The sequence below is a fragment of the Natronobacillus azotifigens genome (assembly GCF_026805325.1).
GTDB classification, from domain to species: Bacteria; Bacillota; Bacilli; order Bacillales; family Amphibacillaceae; genus Natronobacillus; species Natronobacillus azotifigens.
In genome coordinates, this window is record NZ_JAPRAT010000002.1 from 154,313 (window position 1) to 171,166 (window position 16,854).

The following is a 16,854-nucleotide window of genomic DNA, read 5'->3' on the forward strand; positions in this document are numbered from 1 at the left end:
GGCATGCAAACCGTTCAGCCAATTCGAGAAAAGCATTTGATTGATGCGATGAAAGAAAAATTACGTGAAACTTCTGAACGGAACTATTTTTTGTTTGTGATGGGGATGAATACAGGATTACGGATAAGTGACCTCCTACCACTTCGGGTACAAGATGTTCGAGGGAAAACACATATAATTATGAAAGAAACAAAAACACGGAAGAACAAACGGTTTTTGATCAATATGGAGTTAAGAAATATTATTGTTGCCTATACGAGTGAAATGAGTGACGAGGACTACCTCTTCCCTTCTCATAAAACCGATCTACCGCTTCAACGGGTACAAGCATATAAAGTATTAAATCAAGCGGCAAATGAAGTTGGTATCAAAGATTTTGGTACACATAGCATGCGGAAAACATTTGGTTTTTGGCACTATACGATTAATAAAAATGTCGCATTATTACAAGATATTTTTAATCATTCATCACCAGACATTACCTTACGATACATCGGAATCAATCAAGATATTGTCGATAAAAGTTTGGAGAATTTTAGTTTGTAAGAAAAGACAAAAAGTGACTACCTAATAAAGAACTGCACACCTAAGCTATTTTAGGGTGCAGTTCTTTTAACATCTATAAGCCGGAAAGTAACTATTCTAAACTATGTATCTAAAAAAATTAATTTACTTCATAAATTTTCACATCACTAGCTAGTGCCTCTTGAATTTTATCTAATTCCTTAATTGCTTGTTCTTTTGTATCATAGAATCCAAGATGCACAGTTTTGGCTCCCCAAAATCCATTGTCAATTATTCCACTTAGAGAACCTTTCTTCTTTCCTCCAATTACCATATCAACTGAATACGAAATACATTGAGCCAGTTGTTTTTTGTCTTGTGACCTTACCCACATAACAAATCCTCTCCCTTTTTTAACCGAATTTTTCTCCCTTTGTTATAACAAATTACAAAATGCTGAACATAGGAATCAGCATTTTCATCCTATACTCCACGCTTGTTGCCCCAAACAAGTGCATGTACTTGGGGTAAAACGCGAACAGCATTTAAGGTGTTAGATAGCATCACCTGATCAATCAACCATTCGTATTTGGATAACAAATGATGAGCTAGTTGTTCTGGATCTATTTCCGATAAATCATCGTTCCCAACTTGTAAGAATAATGAAACCTCAGGGTATCGTGCATGAATGTATGTTGCATAGTCCAAATCTTCTTGATCAAATACAACCACTTTTAAACTAAGATGTGACAAACGATTTTCTTCTGTTAAAGAAGCGATGATCTTGTCAAGCATTTCCCAATCTGTTTGCATCTTAGAACTTGGTGGTTTTGGCGAAATGGTCAAATCATCAATCGTTAAAAACCACGGTTGCCAACGACTTCCCTGTGTTTCTAAAGCAACGTTAAGATCGCACGCATGTAGGGCATCGATTAGTTGATTTAGATTCTGTAATAGAGCTGGATTTCCTCCCGAAATCGTAACATGATCAAATCGGTCCTTTCCTACTTCTTTCAAACGGTCCATAATTTGTTCTGTCGTCAACATTTCTATTTCCTCTTTAGCTGAACCATCCCACGTAAAAGCAGAATCACACCAAGAGCACTGATAATCACAACCAGCAGTTCGGATAAACATCGTTTTTCGCCCGACCACCATCCCTTCTCCTTGAATGGTTGGTCCAAAGATCTCAAGAATAGGAAACTTACTCATGGCTCATCCACTCCCGCCTAGCTTCAGCATAACTGGTTGGTGTTTCGTATAATTGAACGAATTCGATCCGGCAGTCATTGGTTTGCTTTTTCAATGCTTCTTCCATTTTTTCATAAATCCACACGACCATGTTTTCGGCTGTTGTATTCATTTTTGGTAAAGTTTCGTTTAAGTAGCGGTGATCTAAAAATATTTCTATTTCACTTTTCCAAATTTCTTTTATCGTACCAAAATCAATGACAAGGCCGATTTCATCCACCATCCCACTAATTCCGAAAATAACTTGATACGTGTGACCATGAAGGTTTTTGCACTTCCCTTCATAACAATGCAAATGATGGGCAGCGTCAAAGTGAAAAGACTTACTCACCAGAACACGTTTTTGATGGTATTTCAGTTCATGGCGTTGAATATCTTCTTCTAGTTTTTGTAACTTTTCTACGATAGAAAATTCATACATCCTGTTCACCTTCCTTCGATTTCTTTCAAATAAGTATCCAGTCCATTTTTACGTAACGTACATGCTGGACATGTACCACAGCCATCACCAATGACCCCGTGATAGCAAGTTAATGTGTTTTTTCTAACATAAGCAAATCGATTAAGTTGATCGGCAAGTTTCCACGTTTCTGCTTTATCTAGCCACATTAGTGGTGTATGAATGACAAATTGATCGTCCATCGATAAATTAAGCGAGACATTTAGTGATTTGACAAAGACATCTCGACAATCTGGATACCCACTAAAGTCTGTTTCGCAGACACCCGTAACAATGTGTTTTGCCCCAATTTGTCTTGCTAAGATGGTAGCGAAAGAAAGAAACAGTAAATTTCTACCTGGAACAAAGGTTGATGGAAGTTCTTCTTTCCCCCCATCGTTCACTTGAATTTCCTCTCGGGTTAATGCACTTGGTGCCAGTTGATTTAATAAGGACATGTCGAGTACGTGATGCGTCACGTTTAGTTCCTCGGTAATTTTTTTTGCAACTGCAATCTCTTGTTTGTGGCGTTGCTGATAATCAAAAGTAACCGCTTCGACGTGAGCAAATCGTTCAAGTGCCCAGAATAAGCAGGTGGTACTATCTTGTCCACCACTAAATACGACAACGGCTTTTTCATTTTTCTCCATGATGATCCCTTCCTTTTCAAAAAGAGCATTCCACGCACCCAAATAAAAAAACGATACCCTAAGAAAGGTAACGTACATTCTTAGTTTTTTATAGAGGGTGTAGCTAGAACCTCTCCTGCTCTGTAGCAGAATTGTATGATGTTTGCTTCTATATTGTACCATAAGAATCATGTGAGTTTAGAAGAAATAGTTCATTTTCCGGTAAAACTTTGATGAATTTATGAAAAATCGTGATTAGTGTCCATTACACTTCATTGACCAATACATATAATACTCTTGAAACAACATAAAGGAGGTATATAAGAAATGGCTTACCCAGCACATGGCGCAGCAGGATTTGGCGGAGGTTTCGCTCTGTTGATCGTATTGTTTATTCTATTAGTAATTATTGGTGCTTCATTTGGAGGATATGGATACTAAATTGATGCAATAAAAATGAATCAAAAAAGGAGGTTTTTCTATTATGGCAATGGGTAGCGGCGGCTCTTTTGCTTCAGCAGAAGCACAAGCGCAAGCAGGTGCACCAGTTGGAGGGGCTCCAGTAGCAGGTAGACATGGCGGCTTTGGCGGTGGATTCGCTTTATTAATCGTCTTGTTTATTTTGTTAATTATTATTGGTGCTTCTTTCACTGGTTATGGTTATTAAGATGTAATGAAACACATTACGTAATATTGTGAAGGAGGGAAAAACGATGGCATACGGAGGCTTTGGCGGCGGATCTTACGCTGCAGCACAAGCACAAGCATTTAGTGATCCAGGATTCGGAGGTTGCTATACTGCTCCTTGTGGTCCAGTTCGAGGATTTGGCGGAGGATTTGCGTTAATTGTAGTACTATTTATCCTTCTCATTATCGTTGGTGCAACGGTAGTATACTAAAAAGAATTTAGGAGTTAACATCGATTGATGTTGACTCCTTATTTCATTCGTACATTAAATTCATGAAAATTGGATGAATGTCCATGACCAAAACCCTATATTTACATATAATACTCTCGAAACAAGAAAAGGAGGTTGGTAGAAATGGCTTGTTACGGTGCTGCACCAGGTGCAGGATATGGCGGAGGATTCGCTTTGCTAATCGTATTGTTTATTTTATTAATTATCATCGGTGCTTCTTTCGTAGGTTATGGTTGGTAGAAATTAATTCATTCCATTTCACTTAAAGAGGAGGAGGGGAAATCTATGGCATATGGATATCCAGGGGCAGGAGCTCATGCTGCAGCTGCAGCGTATGCTGATCCGGGATTTGGTGTAGGGTGTGGTTGCCACACTGGACCTGTCGCACCAGTACGTGGATTTGGCGGTGGTTTTGCGTTAATTATTGTTTTATTCATCCTATTAATCATCGTAGGAGCAGCTATTATATAAATGAATAAAAAGGAGTCAACATGCGTAACGTGTGTTGACTCTTTTTTCTTTGAATAGAGTAGGCTTGAAATTTAAATTATTATTTAGGAGCAGATATAGGCGCGTCCAGATCCGAGACTCGAATGGTGAACTTCACTAGTTTATCTTCTTTCCACGTTTTTGATAAAAATAGATGAATGCCCCTTACATAAAAGCCCCTCATACATATAATAATTTTGTAACCTGTTAAGGGAGGGATTCAGTAATGACTCACACAGGCGCAGCAGGGTTCGGCGGCGGATTTGCACTATTGATTGTACTGTTTATTTTATTGGTAATCATTGGTGCTTCTTTCGGCGGATATGCAGTTTAGAAAAAGTTCGAATGAATCGTAATTTCCGTTAAGGAGGGAAATTTTTTATGGCATATGGTCATCCAGGAGCTGGTGCACAAGCACAAGCAGCAGCATTTGCAGACCCAGCAATGGGGGCAGGTTGTCACACTGCTCCAGTAGCAGCTCCAGCACGAGGATTTGGAGGATTTTCATTTATTGTAGTAATGTTTGTTCTTTTAATCATCGTAGGCGCAACAATTATCTAGAACATCAAGAGAGCCAATACGTAGGAATACGTATTGGCTCTCTTTTTACTGACCAATCCTATCTTACATAGGGCGAAGTTGATCTTTTCTTGCATAGTAAGTTAAGCGATTGAATAAAAATAGTACAAGCTGATAATACAGAGGAGTGATCCAATTTGGGTACTTTTTTTAGTTATTTCTTATTAGGTCTTACATTAGCAGCACCGATTGGTCCGATTAATGCTGCACAAATCAATCAAGGAATCAAGAATGGTTTTTTTCATTCTTGGGCAATAGGTTTAGGTTCTATCGTTGGGGAATTTTTGTTTATTCTCTCCATCTTCTTTGGGGTTGTTCATTTCATGGAAATTCCATTAATGAAAACCTTTTTATGGTCTTTCGGCGCGTTTGTACTCCTATACACTGCGATTGAAAATATTGTGAGTATTCCTCAAATAACCGAGTCAGACGAACGAGAAAAAGAGTCAATTAGAAAAACATTTCTAAGTGGCTTCTTCATCACCATTGCCAATCCATTATCGATCTTATTTTGGCTAGGTATTTATGGCTCTATTTTAGCTGATACGATCCACCGCTATGACTTACAATACGTGATTTTATATGGAGTAGCAGTCATTATTGGACTTATGCTATGGGATGTAACAATGGCAATTATTTCGAGTGGATTCCGAAAAATACTCACACCAATGTTACTAAAGGGCATCTCCCTTGTATCAGGAATTTGTCTATTTGCTTTCGCTGGTTATTTTGGCTTTCAAGCGATTAAATTATTGCTTCAATTTTAATGCCATTTTTTTCGCATAAAAAAAGTAACCGTTGCAATGATCGCGATAAATCCAAAACTAATAAAAAATCCGATCCGAGCTGTCTGGTCAAACAAAGTTCCCACAATGCCGATTAACAATAGACCAATTCCAATCCAGCGTTTGATCTCACTAAATTTCGTAATTTTTATTAGTTTATGATAAGAATACAATATAAAAATCCATATATATAACAACATTAGACTCGCTGCCGTGGTAATGTACTCATAAATTTTATCAGGTAATAACAATGCGACTACGATCGATCCTACTAATCCAATTGCGGTTACCAATACCGAATAATAGGGAACATCACGAAAACCAGTTTTGGCAAATATTTTCGGTGCATCTCGATCTTCTGCTAAAGAAGTCAAAATCGTCGTGATTCCATACAGCGAGGCTACCATTGTTGAAAATCCTCCAATAATAAGTACCCCATTAAAGATGTGTGTAATAACAGTAAAATTAAATTGTTGTAAAACCATAATAAAGGGACTTTCATCTGTACTAAATGAATCAAGGGGCGAAATCCATACAGCTAATCCGATGGAAAGTAGATAAATGATCGTTAAAACAGAAATCATGACGCGCCCTGCTTTTGCAGCTTGTTTCGTATCTTCTAACTCATTGGACATAATCCCCATTACTTCGATGCCGGCAAAAGCATATAGCACAAAAATAAATCCTGTCCAAACCCCTTTAAAACCTTCAGGAAAAAAACCTTCCATGGTCAAAGGAAAGCTTCGTTCGGCTGAAACGTCTGGAAAAACCCCACTAAGTGCTAAAAAACAAATTATAATGAACATTAAGATAGCTGCTATTTTCATTGCACCAAATACATTTTCTACCTTTTCAAACCCAACGACACCAGTAATGATAACCCCAATTCCTAATACAGAAAAAACACTAGACATAATCCATAGTGGTAAGTTCGGAAACCAAAATTGAGCAAATATCGAAATGGCAATTAATTGACTTCCCATAATGAGGAGTTCTGATGTCCAATATACCCATCCATTACTAAAACCAGCCCATCGTCCATAAGCTTTTTTCGCATATGTTCGAAACGAACCTTTCTGAGGATCTGCGGAAGTCATACTGGATAATGCATCATAAACAATATAAGTAGCTAAAGCTGCCAAAACAAACAAAAGCAATATCATTGGTCCAGAACGTTGAATCGCGATAGCAGAACCTAAAAAGAACCCAGTTCCGATTGTGCACCCAACACCAATTAACGATAGTTGCCACCATTTTATTTTTTTTGCTTGTTTCACTTGTTTTGCACATGTTTTCATAACCGTAACTTCTCCCTTATCGCAATGTAGCTTCAAAGTAAATGCCTTAGCTCGCATTAGTATTTCCGCATTTCAGGAAATCTTATTCAACAATAAGTGAAACATCAAGACAGTGTTATTTTTTTGTGTGAAAAACCTAACAATCCTTTGGAATGCTGGCTTCGATTATTTTTAAGAAAAATCAAGAAAAAACGAGCATTCCAGAACGGACTACTCGTTTCACATTTTTACATGTATTTTGATCGAGGGAAATGTGATCATTGTTGGCGCAACGTTTCATCGTTATCTAAAATCGTCCTCATCATCATCAAATTCTTCGTCATAATAATCACTTAATTCTTCTGACGTTTCCATGCTGTATTCCATTCTTCGTATCGGAATAGCTTGAAGTTTCTGTTCATGTAGTTCATTTACCACATAGCGATGGTAAAATGCTTCAAAAATACCGATTAAAATGGCTGAGAATAATGCTGCAATAAGTGGATCTCCACCAACAGTCAATACATCTGCCATTAAATAGATAACCGCAAGCGCAATACCAAAATCCACCAAAGTAGTTACTGCATTATTTGTCCTCTCGAGAATAATTAGATCACCGATAAAATAGGATACAATGCTAACCATGTTGATAAAAAGAATATATTCAATAGCCATTCCATAAACCATTCCTAGAACGAGATACAACAATACGAATGTAGCAACAAATTTTATCGCAATTAACTTTATGTGTTCCATAGATGCTCCTCTATTCTACAGTTATTTTGAGTCTTAACTATCCTATCAATCTTGGTCTTCAGGTTGAAAAAACACACCTAACTCATCAGAAGATTCCATTAGATAATTTGCACGCAACAAGGCAGCTTGTTTATTCTGGGAATAACTTAAGCCCCTAATAACAAAAGGATGGAAAAACCATTCATATAAACCAATCAAAACTGCTGAGAGCAATGCTGCTATAAATGCCTCTGTACTTGCCAACAATGCATCCGTCATGAGAAAAATAACAACAAAAGCAATACTTATATCTGCTAAAGTTGCAATCGTATTATTTGTTCTCGAAAGTATCAGTAAGTCTCCAATGAAGTAAGCTAAAATACTGACCATATTAATAAGGACAATATCAGCGATACTAATGGTAAAACCTATCCCTAATACGAGGAATAGTAAAATAAAAGTAGCAATAAACTTCATTCCAATTAACTTTGTATGATTCATCCGAACACCTCCTACTTGCTATCATGTCATGAATATTGGAATACTATACCTTTAATCTTATAGAAACATTATTTCATGGACACTTCAGATTCGACCTGAATTGCTAAACATAAAATTAAAACAATTCATCTTCATCTTCAAAATCCTCGTCATATTCAGGATGAAATTCCTCAGAAGTTTCCATATGATATTCCATTCCTCCTGAAGTTATAAAGTCCTCACTGGAAAAATCCAACGCTTCATAAACATACTTATGGAAAAACAGTTCAAATACTCCAAGTGCCAATGCTGAGATAAAAGACGCAGTAAAAATATTTGCATCGATCGCTATCAAATCAGTCATGAGAAAAATAACAACAAAAGCTACAATAAAATCTGCAACTGTCGCAACGGTATTATTTGTGCGTGGCAGAATGAACAAATCTCCAACTAAATAGGCTACGGTACCAATAACTAAAGTAAGCATAAACACATTCCCTAATGTAACCCCGTAGCCAAAACCTAAAACGAGATAAAGTAATCCTAATGTTGCTAAAAATTTCACAACGAATAATTGTACGTGTTTCATCTGAACACCTCCTACGTCTATCTTTTGTAAAAAAAAGAAAATTATACACGTTAGTGATGTAGTTTTTTAAAACATTATGAATAGGAACACCATAATAGAGAAGAATACAATCGAGTTGAAAAAAAGGAGGATTACGATGGGCATTCTATCTGGTAACCCAAAGAAACAACCACTTCATTACGGAGAAATTTTCAGTTTGTGGTCCTATTTACTAACCGCCAAGGGGAATTATGCTTCATACCAAACGTTTAGTAACCATGCGGGTGACAAAGAACTGAAGCAATTACTTGATGATTTAATTCAAGGAATCAAACAAGAAACGGAAACGATTGAGGAAATATTAAAAGTAAATGGAATTGCTCTCCCCCCTGCCCCACCGGAACGATCATTAGCAAATTTGGAAGATATCCCAAGTGGAGCAAAATTTAATGATTCAGAAATAAGCGCTACTATCTCCCTGAATATCGGGCAAGGATTAATTGCTTGTAGCAAAATTATGGCGGAGTCGTTACGAGAAGATATCGCAATGATTTTTGGAAACTTTCATATGAATAAAGCACAAGTAGGAGCAAAAGCACTACGATTGAATAAAGAGAAAGGTTGGGTCATTCCCCCACCACTTCATGTAAAAATTCCAAATCAAGATTAAAAAAAACAAACAATCACTTGGGAAACATTACTCCCAGCTGATTGTTTGTTTTAAATTTCTCAAAGCTCATTTGCTTTTATCTAATTCTATCATAAGTAATGCTTTTGCCTAGGTTGAGTATGAAAAAGAGCTACAACCTCGTCGAAATAGCCACTTTTGCCTAGGTTGAACCTAAAAAACAGCTACAACCTCGTCGAAACACCCACTTTCGCCTAGGTTGAGGCCCAAATAGAGCTACAACCTCGTCAAGATACCTTAGATCTTCTAGGATATAACCAAAAAATGCTCCAAACCTTAATAATAAGAAGGGTGAGTCACATTTTATAATAATATTTACTAAAAAAATATTATATTTTTATTTCAACAGATCAATTGGCCATTTTTCTAACTTGTAGGCCATTTCCCAGAATGAATATTCATATTGTGAGCTAATAATGAAATGTTCTTTCATTCGCTCTCTATCTGATTCCGTAACGGTTTCTGCAATTTGATCAAGACGATTAATTTGTTCCTCTACGGAGGCTTTAAACCACTCAGAACCATAAGTTGAGATCCACTTTTGATAGATCGGATCATCTGGACTCTTTGTTTTTAAGCGTTCTCCAATTTCATAATACAACCAATAACATGGTAGAATCGCTGCAATAACATCACCCAAGTGCCCAAATTGTGCTGCACGAAACAAATGAGATGTATAGGCATAGGCTGTAGGTGCCGGTTTAAAATCTTTTCGCTCTTGATCTGTTATATGAAGCAATTCTGAGAACGTTCGATGTAGGCCAAGTTCTGCCTCGTATGTTCCTTGCGCGTGTGATGCCATCCGATTCGTTATTTCTAAAGATTCTGCCTTTGCACCTCCTAGTGATTGTACACGAGCAAAAACCCCTAAATAGTATGAATCTTGCATTACATAATAACGAAAATTCTCTAACGGTAGTGAACCATCGCCGATACCTTGTACAAAAGGATGTTGAAAACTTGCTTGCCAAATGTGATCTGCCTCTTTACGAATTTGCTCTGTAAACTTCATTGTCTCCTCCTCATAAAGTGAAACTTCAATCAGTGGGGGTTTTTTAGGTATTCCCCCACTGATTGTTAGCCCTAAAGGATGACCTAAAGGCCCTTGAACCATTCGGGGTACTAGCGTCCGTTACTCCCACTTAAACAACTTGATATTATTGTTGTTTTGAAGTGGGAGTCTTACGGACGGTTGCTCCGGGATAAAAAAACCACTTCTAATCTAAAGACAGAAAGAAGTGGTGGTTTAATCAAAAGGATATAGAACATAAACTTTTGCCCCACTTCCCTACGCTAGTCTTAACTAAATCAGGTTCTAAGGGTCTTGAAGATCACTTCAATCTCAGCCATTTAAATTTCATGACACCCCTAGTGGTTTTTATTTTTATTATATTTTTCTCTTAAAAGGTTATCATTTTCCCCTTTTTTGTCAAACAAGTTGCTTGGTTATTTGAGCACTTTCCAAACATCGTTCGTAAAACTGATTGGGTCTTCTACCGTTAGTCCCTCGATAAGCAATGCTTGGTTATAAAGAATATTCGTATAAGTAGCTACTTTATCTTTATCCGTTTCATGAGCTTGTTTCATTGTTTGAAAAATTTCATGATTAACGTTAATTTCTAAAATTTTATCTGCTTGAACGTTTTGATTATCAGGCATCATGCTTAGTACTTTTTCCATCTCGATTGAAATTTCCCCTTCATTACTTAAACATACTGGGTGTGTTTTTAATCGTTTGGAAGCACGTACATCGGTCACTTTATCTTTAAGAATTTCTTTCATTTCGTCAAATAGTGCTTGATCTTGATCTGTAGTTTTACTTTCCTCTTCAGAATCTTCTGCATCAAAACCTAAATCGCCACTAGAGACGGATTTAAATGATTTCCCTTCATATTCTGCCAACATTTTGATCGCAAACTCATCCACATCATCTGTGAAGTAAAGAATTTCATATCCTTTATCCAGAACGACCTCTGTTTGCGGTAAGCGTTCGATACGTGCATTGGATTCACCCGTTGCATAATAAATGTATGATTGATCTTCTGGCATTCTCTCTACATATTCTTTTAATGTCACCAATTTTTCTTCTTTAGAAGAATAGAATAATAGCAGATCTTGTAACGTTTCTTTATTTTGTCCAAAATCACTATATACACCATATTTTAATTGGCGTCCAAACGCATCATAGAATTTTTCATATTGTTCGCGTTCAGATCTTAATAATTTCACAAGTTCTGTTTTGATTTTTTTTACGAGATTTTTCTCGATTAATTTTAATTGACGGTCATGTTGCAACATCTCACGAGAAATATTTAATGATAAGTCTTCCGAATCTACTAGACCTTTAACAAAACTAAAATAATCTGGCAGCAAGTCTGCACATTTATTCATGATCAATACGCCATTTGAATAGAGTTCTAAACCTTTTTCATAGTCAGCAGAATAATAATTATATGGCGTAGTTTCAGGAATATAAAGAATCGCTTGATAACGGATGTTCCCATCTACACTGACGTGAATATGTTGAAGCGGTTTATCAAATCCATAGTGTTTGTCCATATAGAATTGATTGTAATCTTCTTCTGTAAGTTCAGCTTTATTCTTCTTCCAAATCGGTACCATGCTGTTAACGGTTTGTTCTTCTGTTACTTCTTCAAATTCGTCTTCTTTATCTTCTTTTGGTTTTTGTGTAGTGAGTTCCATCTTAATTGGATAACGAATAAAATCGGAATACTTTTTAACAATAGTTTTTAATTGATTTGGATCCAAAAATTGATCAAAATCGTCTTCGTCCGTATTCTCTTTTATTGTTAAGGTTATATCCGTACCTACCGTTTCTTTTTCCGTTGGTTCAATCGTAAAACCTTCAGCACCTTCTGACTGCCAGAGGTACGCTTCCTCTGAACCTAGGGCTTTTGATACAACCGTTACTTGATCCGCAACCATAAATGCTGCATAAAATCCAACACCAAACTGACCAATGATATCATAACCATCTTTAATCTCGTTCTCTTTTTTAAATGCTAATGAGCCACTTTTTGCAATAACGCCTAAATTGCTTTCTAGCTCTTCCTTTGTCATTCCGATTCCGGTATCTGAAATCGTTAATTGACGGTTTTCTTTATCCGTAGTGATTTTTATGTAATAATCAGACTGGTTAAATGTAATAGAGTCATCCGTTAATGCTTGATAATACATTTTATCAATTGCATCGCTTGCGTTCGAAATTAACTCTCTCAAAAATACTTCTCGTTGAGAATAGATGGAATTAATCATCATTTCTAGCAATCGTTTTGATTCTGCTTCAAATTGTTGTTTAGCCATATTGTTCTCCCTCTCTTAATGATATTATTAGCAGTCAGCACCATCGAGTGCTAACAATCTCTTTTTTATCATAAATAATCAAAGATGTCAACGAATACAAATGAAAACGCAGGGTATGAAAGCAACCCTGCGTTTTTTTATGGTATTTTGTTGGATGTATTAATTAGCTGTAGTATAGTTCAAGATCTCTTCTGTTGAAGAATCATTTTGGATTTGAATGTATTGTGCAGTTAATTCGTCAAACCATGCTTTATCATTTGTTAAAAGTGCAAGGTCGATCAATTGTGCTAATTCTTGAACAGAATAATTTGAGTTTGACTCTTGCATTGTTAACTTCGACTGATTCACTTGAATACTATGACCTGTTAACATGTCATTATCACTCATTATTACACGTAACTGTAACATATTTTCCTCTTCTGTGTCTTTTTCAATAAAACCGAGAATTCGTTGACCTTTACTTGATTCTGTTTCTACCCAATCGCCCACTTGAATAGACTTGTAACGATTTTTTTCCATGCTTTGACACCACCTTTATGAATAATTAATTTCCAAATATTTAAATTGACAGAATAATTTGAATCGTCAATTAAAATAGTTAATTGTTATTTTATTCTTAAAAGTGAAAACTGTCAATGATCTTGCTTGAAATAGTTACACATTTTTTCTTATTAATAAGATTTACTAATTGTTCGGCTCAAAATTTCTCCATGTTTATCCATGTACTATTACTTAGACAGATTATCAAAAACGTATTGTAATCCCGTTACTAATTTGGTATAGTGGACACAAATTCATTTACTTCAATTTAATTTGAAGTGAGTATAGAGGTGCGAAGAACAATAGTAAGCAATAGGAAGTCAGTGAGGACTAGTGAATATTGTTGAAAGGGTGATTCGCCGAAGTAAGCAGAAGCTCATTTATTCTGCTCACTGGTGCAGTATTGAATAAATACCGTACTGTCATATAGTACTTGTGCTATATGGAGGGCTATCTCACGCATCATCGTGTAATAATATTTGGTGCAGTAGCGATTAGCTTTCGTTACTGCTTTTTGTGTTATTTATCAAGAGATAGCCACCTTCTTGCGTTCGTGTCTGACACGATTTTAACGTAATTTATTTTAAAACAGAGGTGGTAATTATGGATTTTGGCAGAGTAATAACAGCAATGGTTACCCCGTTTAATCAGCGGGATGAGATTGATTTTGGACAAGCAGAACGGTTGATTGATTACCTAATTACGAATGGATCAGACGCATTAGTCGTAAATGGAACAACTGGAGAATCACCTACTTTATCAAAGGAAGAAAAAATTTCTTTTCTTAAATTTGTCGTCAACTACGTTAACAAGCGCGTTCCCATCATTGCCGGAACAGGTTCAAATAACACGACGGAATCGATCTCTCTAACTAGAGAAGCGGAAAAAATAGGTGTAGATGGGATCATGCTAGTGACTCCCTATTATAATAAACCATCACAAGAAGGCATGTATCAGCACTTCTTAGCAATCGCGAATGCGACAACATTGCCTGTCATGCTTTATAACATTCCTGGCCGAAGTGTCGTGAACTTAGCGGTAGATACCGTTATTCGTTTGTCTAAGGTTGATAATATCATTGCCATTAAAGAAGCGAGTGGAAATTTAGATGCAATTGGCATGATCGTTGCACAAACACCGGCTGATTTTTACTTGTATAGTGGTGATGATAACTTGACGTTGCCGATACTAGCTCTTGGTGGCCATGGAGTTGTCTCTGTTTCTTCTCATATCGTGGGTCGAGAAATGAAACAAATGACTGATGCTTATTTAGCTGGTGAAGTTGAAAAAGCAACGCAAATACATCAAGATATTTCATCAATAATGAAAACTCTATTCATCGCACCGAACCCAACAGCAGTAAAAGAAGCACTAGCGATGATTGGACTTCGTGTAGGCTCTGTACGCCTGCCGCTAATCCCGCTTAACCAAAGTGAACGTGCAATATTACATGAAGCGCTGCATTCACTTCAACAACATAAAGTTAGTTAATAAATCGATTTTGTAGGAGAGAGTAACTCCCGTCCTCTCACACCGCCGTATGTACCGTTCGGTATACGGCGGTTTCATTTAAGTCCAACGTACAGTTTGATGTCACCTACCAAATAGACTCTTTAACCCTTGAATTGACCAATATTTATTATCAAGCGCCCTGTTCATTATAGGGCGCTTTGATATTCTCCAATGGGCTTTCCTTGTATTCGCCCATTCCCATGCTTTATCTGGATCGATGCCGCATCTTATTACATTCTCCTCATTCTTTTTTATTTCCTTTCACTTTTTTTAACGAATAATACGTAATCTTCTTCTTATTCAGGCATCTAAATTCTTGAATATTGGATTTGGAAATACGTAATACGCAAGTGTATATTGTCTTTCTGTCGTAATTTGCACATTGTAACCAGCTTTCCAATCTTTTTCAATTGAATTTTTGTTTGATCTTCGAAAACAAGAACTGGTATCAAGTACTTCAAAGTAAGAAAGCGAATGATTGTCCAGAAAAGAATGCCGTCTATCTTTTTTTAAACAAGTCTACCTTTGCTTGGAGAAGGTTTTTACTATTTTTAAGTGCTCATACCATTGAAAAAGCAACCAACTTAACGAGTTATGATCGCCCCAAAGTATTGATTGTCGATGATTCTTCGTATGATCGTAACCGTAGTAAATTTTACTTGTAGAATATCCAGATATATATTATTAATTTATGGAATATAATACAAAATATTGGAGGAATGAATTTTGAGAAAGAAAACACTATTATTTATCTTAACATCTTTTTTACTGCTTTTATTTTTCCCACTTGGAGTATTGGCTACCGAGGATAAGCTTGAAGGTAACTTCGAATCGGCTGAGGAAGCTTTGTCTGAAGCTTTAGACGCACTAGTTAGCGAAGACTTTGAAAATACTATAACATTGTAGAGGATCAAAGATATTTTTCTTTGGAAGAAGCTATTTCAAATTATACTGATTTTCATTTAGAAGATCCTTTAATAGATTATGAAATATTGTCAGAAACAGAAGTGAATTCTTCTGAAAAAGAGTTTTACGTTAGAGAAATTTATCATTCTGGTTACATTATTGAACTACCTCATATAGTTAAGAAAACAGATGATTATTGGAAATTCACAATTGATGTTGAAGGTGTTTACTGGAATGAATTTGAAGTTATAGATACGGGAGAACCTATAAACATTAACCCTTACAACTTGTTACCTCAAAAGGTAGAAAGCGAAGTAGAAAATGAAGAATTAATAACACCTCAAGCAGGTGTAACTCTATTTAATTTTTCTGGTAGATTTTATCATTTTTTAACATCTAGTGGAACATTCACACCTCCAGGACAAGCAACCATTTTATACATTTCATCACAAGTTAGCTAACACTAATGGTACTATTCCTTAATAAAGGACAGAACTTCAGGTACAACCACATATCTTAATTACGTAAAAAATAGCAATAATGAGTTATACTCACTATTGCTATTTTTGTATTGCTACGTAATAAGATTGTATTATGCTTTACCCATATCTTTCACTTTCATCATACGCGTAATATTTGCTCTTTCGTTCTCTTCCAATTTCATTTGAATGTAATGAATGGTTTCTTCCAATTGTGGAATCATTAAGTACTCCAGTGCATTTACTCTACGTCTAGTTTTTTCAATTTCATCCGCCATTAATTGGCAGGTCTTCTCGATTTCAGAAAGCTTAAGTAACTTTGACATAATAGCTTCAATCTTCTCAATCGAATCATCTAACTCGCTATTTGAGTTCAAATACCCATATTGCATTTCCGAATTCTTTTCTTCCTCATTGACAGTAAAATTCATCTGAGGTACGTTAACGCTCATGATGTTTTTTTCTGTTATATCAAGTGTAACGGAAGTATCAGGTACGGAAAACAATTCCTCAATAAATGATTCATTCAATAATGATTTCGCAACAACAAATGCACTCATCGCTTGTGTAAGTTCACCTTCGACTTCATCGCGCAATTCATTATTTTCTCGAATTAAACTGATGAACTGACGCATCAATTCGTCTTGTTTATCTTTCAAGAGCTTATGACCTCTAGTGGATATGCTTAAACGATCTTTTAAGTTGGATAGTTCCATCCGGGTAGGCTTAACATTCAATCTAGCCATGGA

At 36.2% G+C, this 16,854-nt stretch carries 25 protein-coding genes, 1 pseudogene and 3 riboswitches; of the genes and pseudogenes, 14 read left to right on the forward strand and 12 right to left on the reverse strand.

The features are described 5' to 3' along the window. The first annotated feature begins 3 nt into the window (after positions 1 to 3). Entirely contained in the window at positions 4 to 546 is a 543-nt protein-coding gene (locus OWO01_RS01825) for a site-specific integrase (protein WP_268778783.1), read from the forward strand. Between the two features lie 118 nt (positions 547 to 664). Here OWO01_RS01825 and OWO01_RS01830 read toward each other — a convergent pair whose 3' ends face one another. The 4 genes from OWO01_RS01830 to queC form a co-directional block, all read right to left on the reverse strand. Next, complete coding sequence (locus OWO01_RS01830) at positions 665 to 898, reverse strand: hypothetical protein (protein WP_268778718.1); 234 nt, start codon at positions 896 to 898, stop codon at positions 665 to 667. An 89-nt stretch (positions 899 to 987) separates the two neighbouring features. Beyond that, entirely contained in the window at positions 988 to 1,716 is a 729-nt protein-coding gene (gene queE, locus OWO01_RS01835) for a 7-carboxy-7-deazaguanine synthase QueE (protein WP_268778719.1), read from the reverse strand. Continuing rightward, positions 1,709 to 2,176 carry a 6-carboxytetrahydropterin synthase QueD gene (gene queD / locus OWO01_RS01840; RefSeq protein WP_268778720.1) on the reverse strand — a complete coding sequence of 156 codons (468 nt, stop codon included), beginning with the start codon at positions 2,174 to 2,176 and terminating at the stop codon, positions 1,709 to 1,711. The genes queE and queD overlap by 8 nt, the downstream gene beginning before the upstream one ends. 5 nt (positions 2,177 to 2,181) lie before the next feature. Then, positions 2,182 to 2,844, reverse strand: coding sequence for a 7-cyano-7-deazaguanine synthase QueC (queC, locus tag OWO01_RS01845; RefSeq protein ID WP_268778721.1), 663 nt, complete (start codon positions 2,842 to 2,844; stop codon positions 2,182 to 2,184). 74 nt (positions 2,845 to 2,918) lie between these two features. Further along, positions 2,919 to 2,963, reverse strand: a riboswitch (PreQ1 riboswitch). Between the two features lie 187 nt (positions 2,964 to 3,150). Here queC and OWO01_RS01850 point away from each other — a divergent pair. The 8 genes from OWO01_RS01850 (at position 3,151) to OWO01_RS01885 (ending at position 5,578) form a co-directional block, all read left to right on the forward strand. Further along, positions 3,151 to 3,264: a YjcZ family sporulation protein gene (locus tag OWO01_RS01850; RefSeq protein ID WP_268778722.1), complete on the forward strand. Its 114-nt coding sequence runs from the start codon at positions 3,151 to 3,153 to the stop codon at positions 3,262 to 3,264. A gap of 49 nt (positions 3,265 to 3,313) precedes the next feature. Further along, positions 3,314 to 3,490, forward strand: coding sequence for a YjcZ family sporulation protein (locus tag OWO01_RS01855; protein WP_418936190.1), 177 nt, complete (start codon positions 3,314 to 3,316; stop codon positions 3,488 to 3,490). 46 nt (positions 3,491 to 3,536) lie between these two features. Further along, positions 3,537 to 3,722 (forward strand): YjcZ family sporulation protein, encoded by a 186-nt coding sequence (locus OWO01_RS15990; RefSeq protein WP_272505969.1) that lies wholly within the window; start codon positions 3,537 to 3,539, stop codon positions 3,720 to 3,722. 144 nt (positions 3,723 to 3,866) lie between these two features. Beyond that, positions 3,867 to 3,983, forward strand: a complete 117-nt coding sequence (locus OWO01_RS01865; protein WP_268778724.1) for a YjcZ family sporulation protein — start codon at positions 3,867 to 3,869, stop codon at positions 3,981 to 3,983. A gap of 45 nt (positions 3,984 to 4,028) precedes the next feature. Further along, a complete protein-coding gene (locus OWO01_RS16100) occupies positions 4,029 to 4,214 on the forward strand; it encodes a YjcZ family sporulation protein (RefSeq protein WP_418936189.1) in 186 nt (61 codons plus the stop codon). A gap of 244 nt (positions 4,215 to 4,458) precedes the next feature. After that, positions 4,459 to 4,566, forward strand: coding sequence for a YjcZ family sporulation protein (locus OWO01_RS01875; protein ID WP_268778725.1), 108 nt, complete (start codon positions 4,459 to 4,461; stop codon positions 4,564 to 4,566). 47 nt (positions 4,567 to 4,613) lie between these two features. Continuing rightward, positions 4,614 to 4,793: a YjcZ family sporulation protein gene (locus tag OWO01_RS01880; protein ID WP_268778726.1), complete on the forward strand. Its 180-nt coding sequence runs from the start codon at positions 4,614 to 4,616 to the stop codon at positions 4,791 to 4,793. 155 nt (positions 4,794 to 4,948) lie between these two features. After that, positions 4,949 to 5,578, forward strand: a complete 630-nt coding sequence (locus OWO01_RS01885; RefSeq protein WP_268778727.1) for a LysE family transporter — start codon at positions 4,949 to 4,951, stop codon at positions 5,576 to 5,578. On the opposite strand, the gene OWO01_RS01890 is transcribed toward OWO01_RS01885, so the two are convergent. The 4 genes from OWO01_RS01890 to OWO01_RS01905 form a co-directional block, all read right to left on the reverse strand. Then, a complete protein-coding gene (locus OWO01_RS01890; protein ID WP_268778728.1) occupies positions 5,575 to 6,894 on the reverse strand; it encodes an amino acid permease in 1,320 nt (439 codons plus the stop codon). The two genes, OWO01_RS01885 and OWO01_RS01890, sit on opposite strands and share 4 nt — an antisense overlap. 282 nt (positions 6,895 to 7,176) lie before the next feature. Then, on the reverse strand, positions 7,177 to 7,629 hold the full coding sequence (locus OWO01_RS01895; protein ID WP_268778729.1) for a YndM family protein: 453 nt from the start codon (positions 7,627 to 7,629) through the stop codon (positions 7,177 to 7,179). Positions 7,630 to 7,674: 45 nt separating this feature from the next. After that, on the reverse strand, positions 7,675 to 8,109 hold the full coding sequence (locus OWO01_RS01900; RefSeq protein WP_268778730.1) for a DUF2512 family protein: 435 nt from the start codon (positions 8,107 to 8,109) through the stop codon (positions 7,675 to 7,677). 115 nt (positions 8,110 to 8,224) lie between these two features. Continuing rightward, complete coding sequence (locus OWO01_RS01905; protein ID WP_268778731.1) at positions 8,225 to 8,677, reverse strand: YndM family protein; 453 nt, start codon at positions 8,675 to 8,677, stop codon at positions 8,225 to 8,227. Positions 8,678 to 8,813: 136 nt separating this feature from the next. Here OWO01_RS01905 and OWO01_RS01910 point away from each other — a divergent pair, with 136 nt between their 5' ends. Continuing rightward, a complete protein-coding gene (locus OWO01_RS01910) occupies positions 8,814 to 9,326 on the forward strand; it encodes a DUF3231 family protein (protein ID WP_268778732.1) in 513 nt (170 codons plus the stop codon). A 355-nt stretch (positions 9,327 to 9,681) separates the two neighbouring features. Here OWO01_RS01910 and tenA read toward each other — a convergent pair whose 3' ends face one another. From tenA to OWO01_RS01925, 3 genes are all read right to left on the reverse strand, one after another. Beyond that, positions 9,682 to 10,356, reverse strand: coding sequence for a thiaminase II (gene tenA, locus OWO01_RS01915; RefSeq protein WP_268778733.1), 675 nt, complete (start codon positions 10,354 to 10,356; stop codon positions 9,682 to 9,684). A 256-nt stretch (positions 10,357 to 10,612) separates the two neighbouring features. Then, positions 10,613 to 10,724, reverse strand: a riboswitch (TPP riboswitch). Positions 10,725 to 10,790: 66 nt separating this feature from the next. After that, positions 10,791 to 12,668: a molecular chaperone HtpG gene (htpG, locus tag OWO01_RS01920; protein ID WP_268778734.1), complete on the reverse strand. Its 1,878-nt coding sequence runs from the start codon at positions 12,666 to 12,668 to the stop codon at positions 10,791 to 10,793. A gap of 159 nt (positions 12,669 to 12,827) precedes the next feature. Further along, positions 12,828 to 13,187, reverse strand: coding sequence for an IDEAL domain-containing protein (locus tag OWO01_RS01925; protein ID WP_268778735.1), 360 nt, complete (start codon positions 13,185 to 13,187; stop codon positions 12,828 to 12,830). A 298-nt stretch (positions 13,188 to 13,485) separates the two neighbouring features. After that, positions 13,486 to 13,669: riboswitch (Lysine riboswitch) on the forward strand. A 142-nt stretch (positions 13,670 to 13,811) separates the two neighbouring features. On the opposite strand from OWO01_RS01925, the gene dapA reads away from it, so the two are divergent. The 4 genes and pseudogenes from dapA to OWO01_RS01945 all read left to right on the forward strand — a co-directional run bounded on the left by dapA (position 13,812) and on the right by OWO01_RS01945 (position 16,087). After that, on the forward strand, positions 13,812 to 14,699 hold the full coding sequence (gene dapA / locus OWO01_RS01930) for a 4-hydroxy-tetrahydrodipicolinate synthase (RefSeq protein WP_268778736.1): 888 nt from the start codon (positions 13,812 to 13,814) through the stop codon (positions 14,697 to 14,699). 422 nt (positions 14,700 to 15,121) lie between these two features. Beyond that, a pseudogene (locus OWO01_RS01935) lies at positions 15,122 to 15,373 on the forward strand (IS4 family transposase); the annotation flags it as partial. 73 nt (positions 15,374 to 15,446) lie between these two features. After that, positions 15,447 to 15,626, forward strand: a complete 180-nt coding sequence (locus tag OWO01_RS01940; protein ID WP_268778737.1) for a hypothetical protein — start codon at positions 15,447 to 15,449, stop codon at positions 15,624 to 15,626. Between the two features lie 20 nt (positions 15,627 to 15,646). Beyond that, positions 15,647 to 16,087 carry a hypothetical protein gene (locus OWO01_RS01945; RefSeq protein ID WP_268778738.1) on the forward strand — a complete coding sequence of 147 codons (441 nt, stop codon included), beginning with the start codon at positions 15,647 to 15,649 and terminating at the stop codon, positions 16,085 to 16,087. Positions 16,088 to 16,218: 131 nt separating this feature from the next. Here OWO01_RS01945 and OWO01_RS01950 read toward each other — a convergent pair whose 3' ends face one another. Beyond that, on the reverse strand, positions 16,219 to 16,851 hold the full coding sequence (locus OWO01_RS01950; protein ID WP_268778739.1) for a V-type ATP synthase subunit D: 633 nt from the start codon (positions 16,849 to 16,851) through the stop codon (positions 16,219 to 16,221). Positions 16,852 to 16,854 lie beyond the last annotated feature (3 nt).

Bases quoted from the DNA above. Each gene is read 5' to 3' on its own strand.
- OWO01_RS01925 (WP_268778735.1), bottom strand. From the start codon at position 13,187: ATGGAAAAAAATCGTTACAAGTCTATTCAAGTGGGCGATTGGGTAGAA.
- OWO01_RS01905 (WP_268778731.1), bottom strand. From the start codon at position 8,677: ATGAAACACGTACAATTATTCGTTGTGAAATTTTTAGCAACATTAGGA.
- OWO01_RS01880 (WP_268778726.1), top strand. From the start codon at position 4,614: ATGGCATATGGTCATCCAGGAGCTGGTGCACAAGCACAAGCAGCAGCA.
- OWO01_RS01830 (WP_268778718.1), bottom strand. From the start codon at position 898: ATGTGGGTAAGGTCACAAGACAAAAAACAACTGGCTCAATGTATTTCG.
- htpG (WP_268778734.1), bottom strand. From the start codon at position 12,668: ATGGCTAAACAACAATTTGAAGCAGAATCAAAACGATTGCTAGAAATG.
- OWO01_RS01890 (WP_268778728.1), bottom strand. From the start codon at position 6,894: ATGAAAACATGTGCAAAACAAGTGAAACAAGCAAAAAAAATAAAATGG.
- OWO01_RS16100 (WP_418936189.1), top strand. From the start codon at position 4,029: ATGGCATATGGATATCCAGGGGCAGGAGCTCATGCTGCAGCTGCAGCG.
- OWO01_RS01900 (WP_268778730.1), bottom strand. From the start codon at position 8,109: ATGAATCATACAAAGTTAATTGGAATGAAGTTTATTGCTACTTTTATT.
- OWO01_RS01895 (WP_268778729.1), bottom strand. From the start codon at position 7,629: ATGGAACACATAAAGTTAATTGCGATAAAATTTGTTGCTACATTCGTA.
- OWO01_RS15990 (WP_272505969.1), top strand. From the start codon at position 3,537: ATGGCATACGGAGGCTTTGGCGGCGGATCTTACGCTGCAGCACAAGCA.
- OWO01_RS01950 (WP_268778739.1), bottom strand. From the start codon at position 16,851: ATGGCTAGATTGAATGTTAAGCCTACCCGGATGGAACTATCCAACTTA.
- OWO01_RS01875 (WP_268778725.1), top strand. From the start codon at position 4,459: ATGACTCACACAGGCGCAGCAGGGTTCGGCGGCGGATTTGCACTATTG.
- OWO01_RS01825 (WP_268778783.1), top strand. From the start codon at position 4: ATGCAAACCGTTCAGCCAATTCGAGAAAAGCATTTGATTGATGCGATG.
- OWO01_RS01855 (WP_418936190.1), top strand. From the start codon at position 3,314: ATGGGTAGCGGCGGCTCTTTTGCTTCAGCAGAAGCACAAGCGCAAGCA.
- OWO01_RS01865 (WP_268778724.1), top strand. From the start codon at position 3,867: ATGGCTTGTTACGGTGCTGCACCAGGTGCAGGATATGGCGGAGGATTC.
- dapA (WP_268778736.1), top strand. From the start codon at position 13,812: ATGGATTTTGGCAGAGTAATAACAGCAATGGTTACCCCGTTTAATCAG.
- OWO01_RS01910 (WP_268778732.1), top strand. From the start codon at position 8,814: ATGGGCATTCTATCTGGTAACCCAAAGAAACAACCACTTCATTACGGA.
- queE (WP_268778719.1), bottom strand. From the start codon at position 1,716: ATGAGTAAGTTTCCTATTCTTGAGATCTTTGGACCAACCATTCAAGGA.
- queD (WP_268778720.1), bottom strand. From the start codon at position 2,176: ATGTATGAATTTTCTATCGTAGAAAAGTTACAAAAACTAGAAGAAGAT.
- OWO01_RS01850 (WP_268778722.1), top strand. From the start codon at position 3,151: ATGGCTTACCCAGCACATGGCGCAGCAGGATTTGGCGGAGGTTTCGCT.
- queC (WP_268778721.1), bottom strand. From the start codon at position 2,844: ATGGAGAAAAATGAAAAAGCCGTTGTCGTATTTAGTGGTGGACAAGAT.
- tenA (WP_268778733.1), bottom strand. From the start codon at position 10,356: ATGAAGTTTACAGAGCAAATTCGTAAAGAGGCAGATCACATTTGGCAA.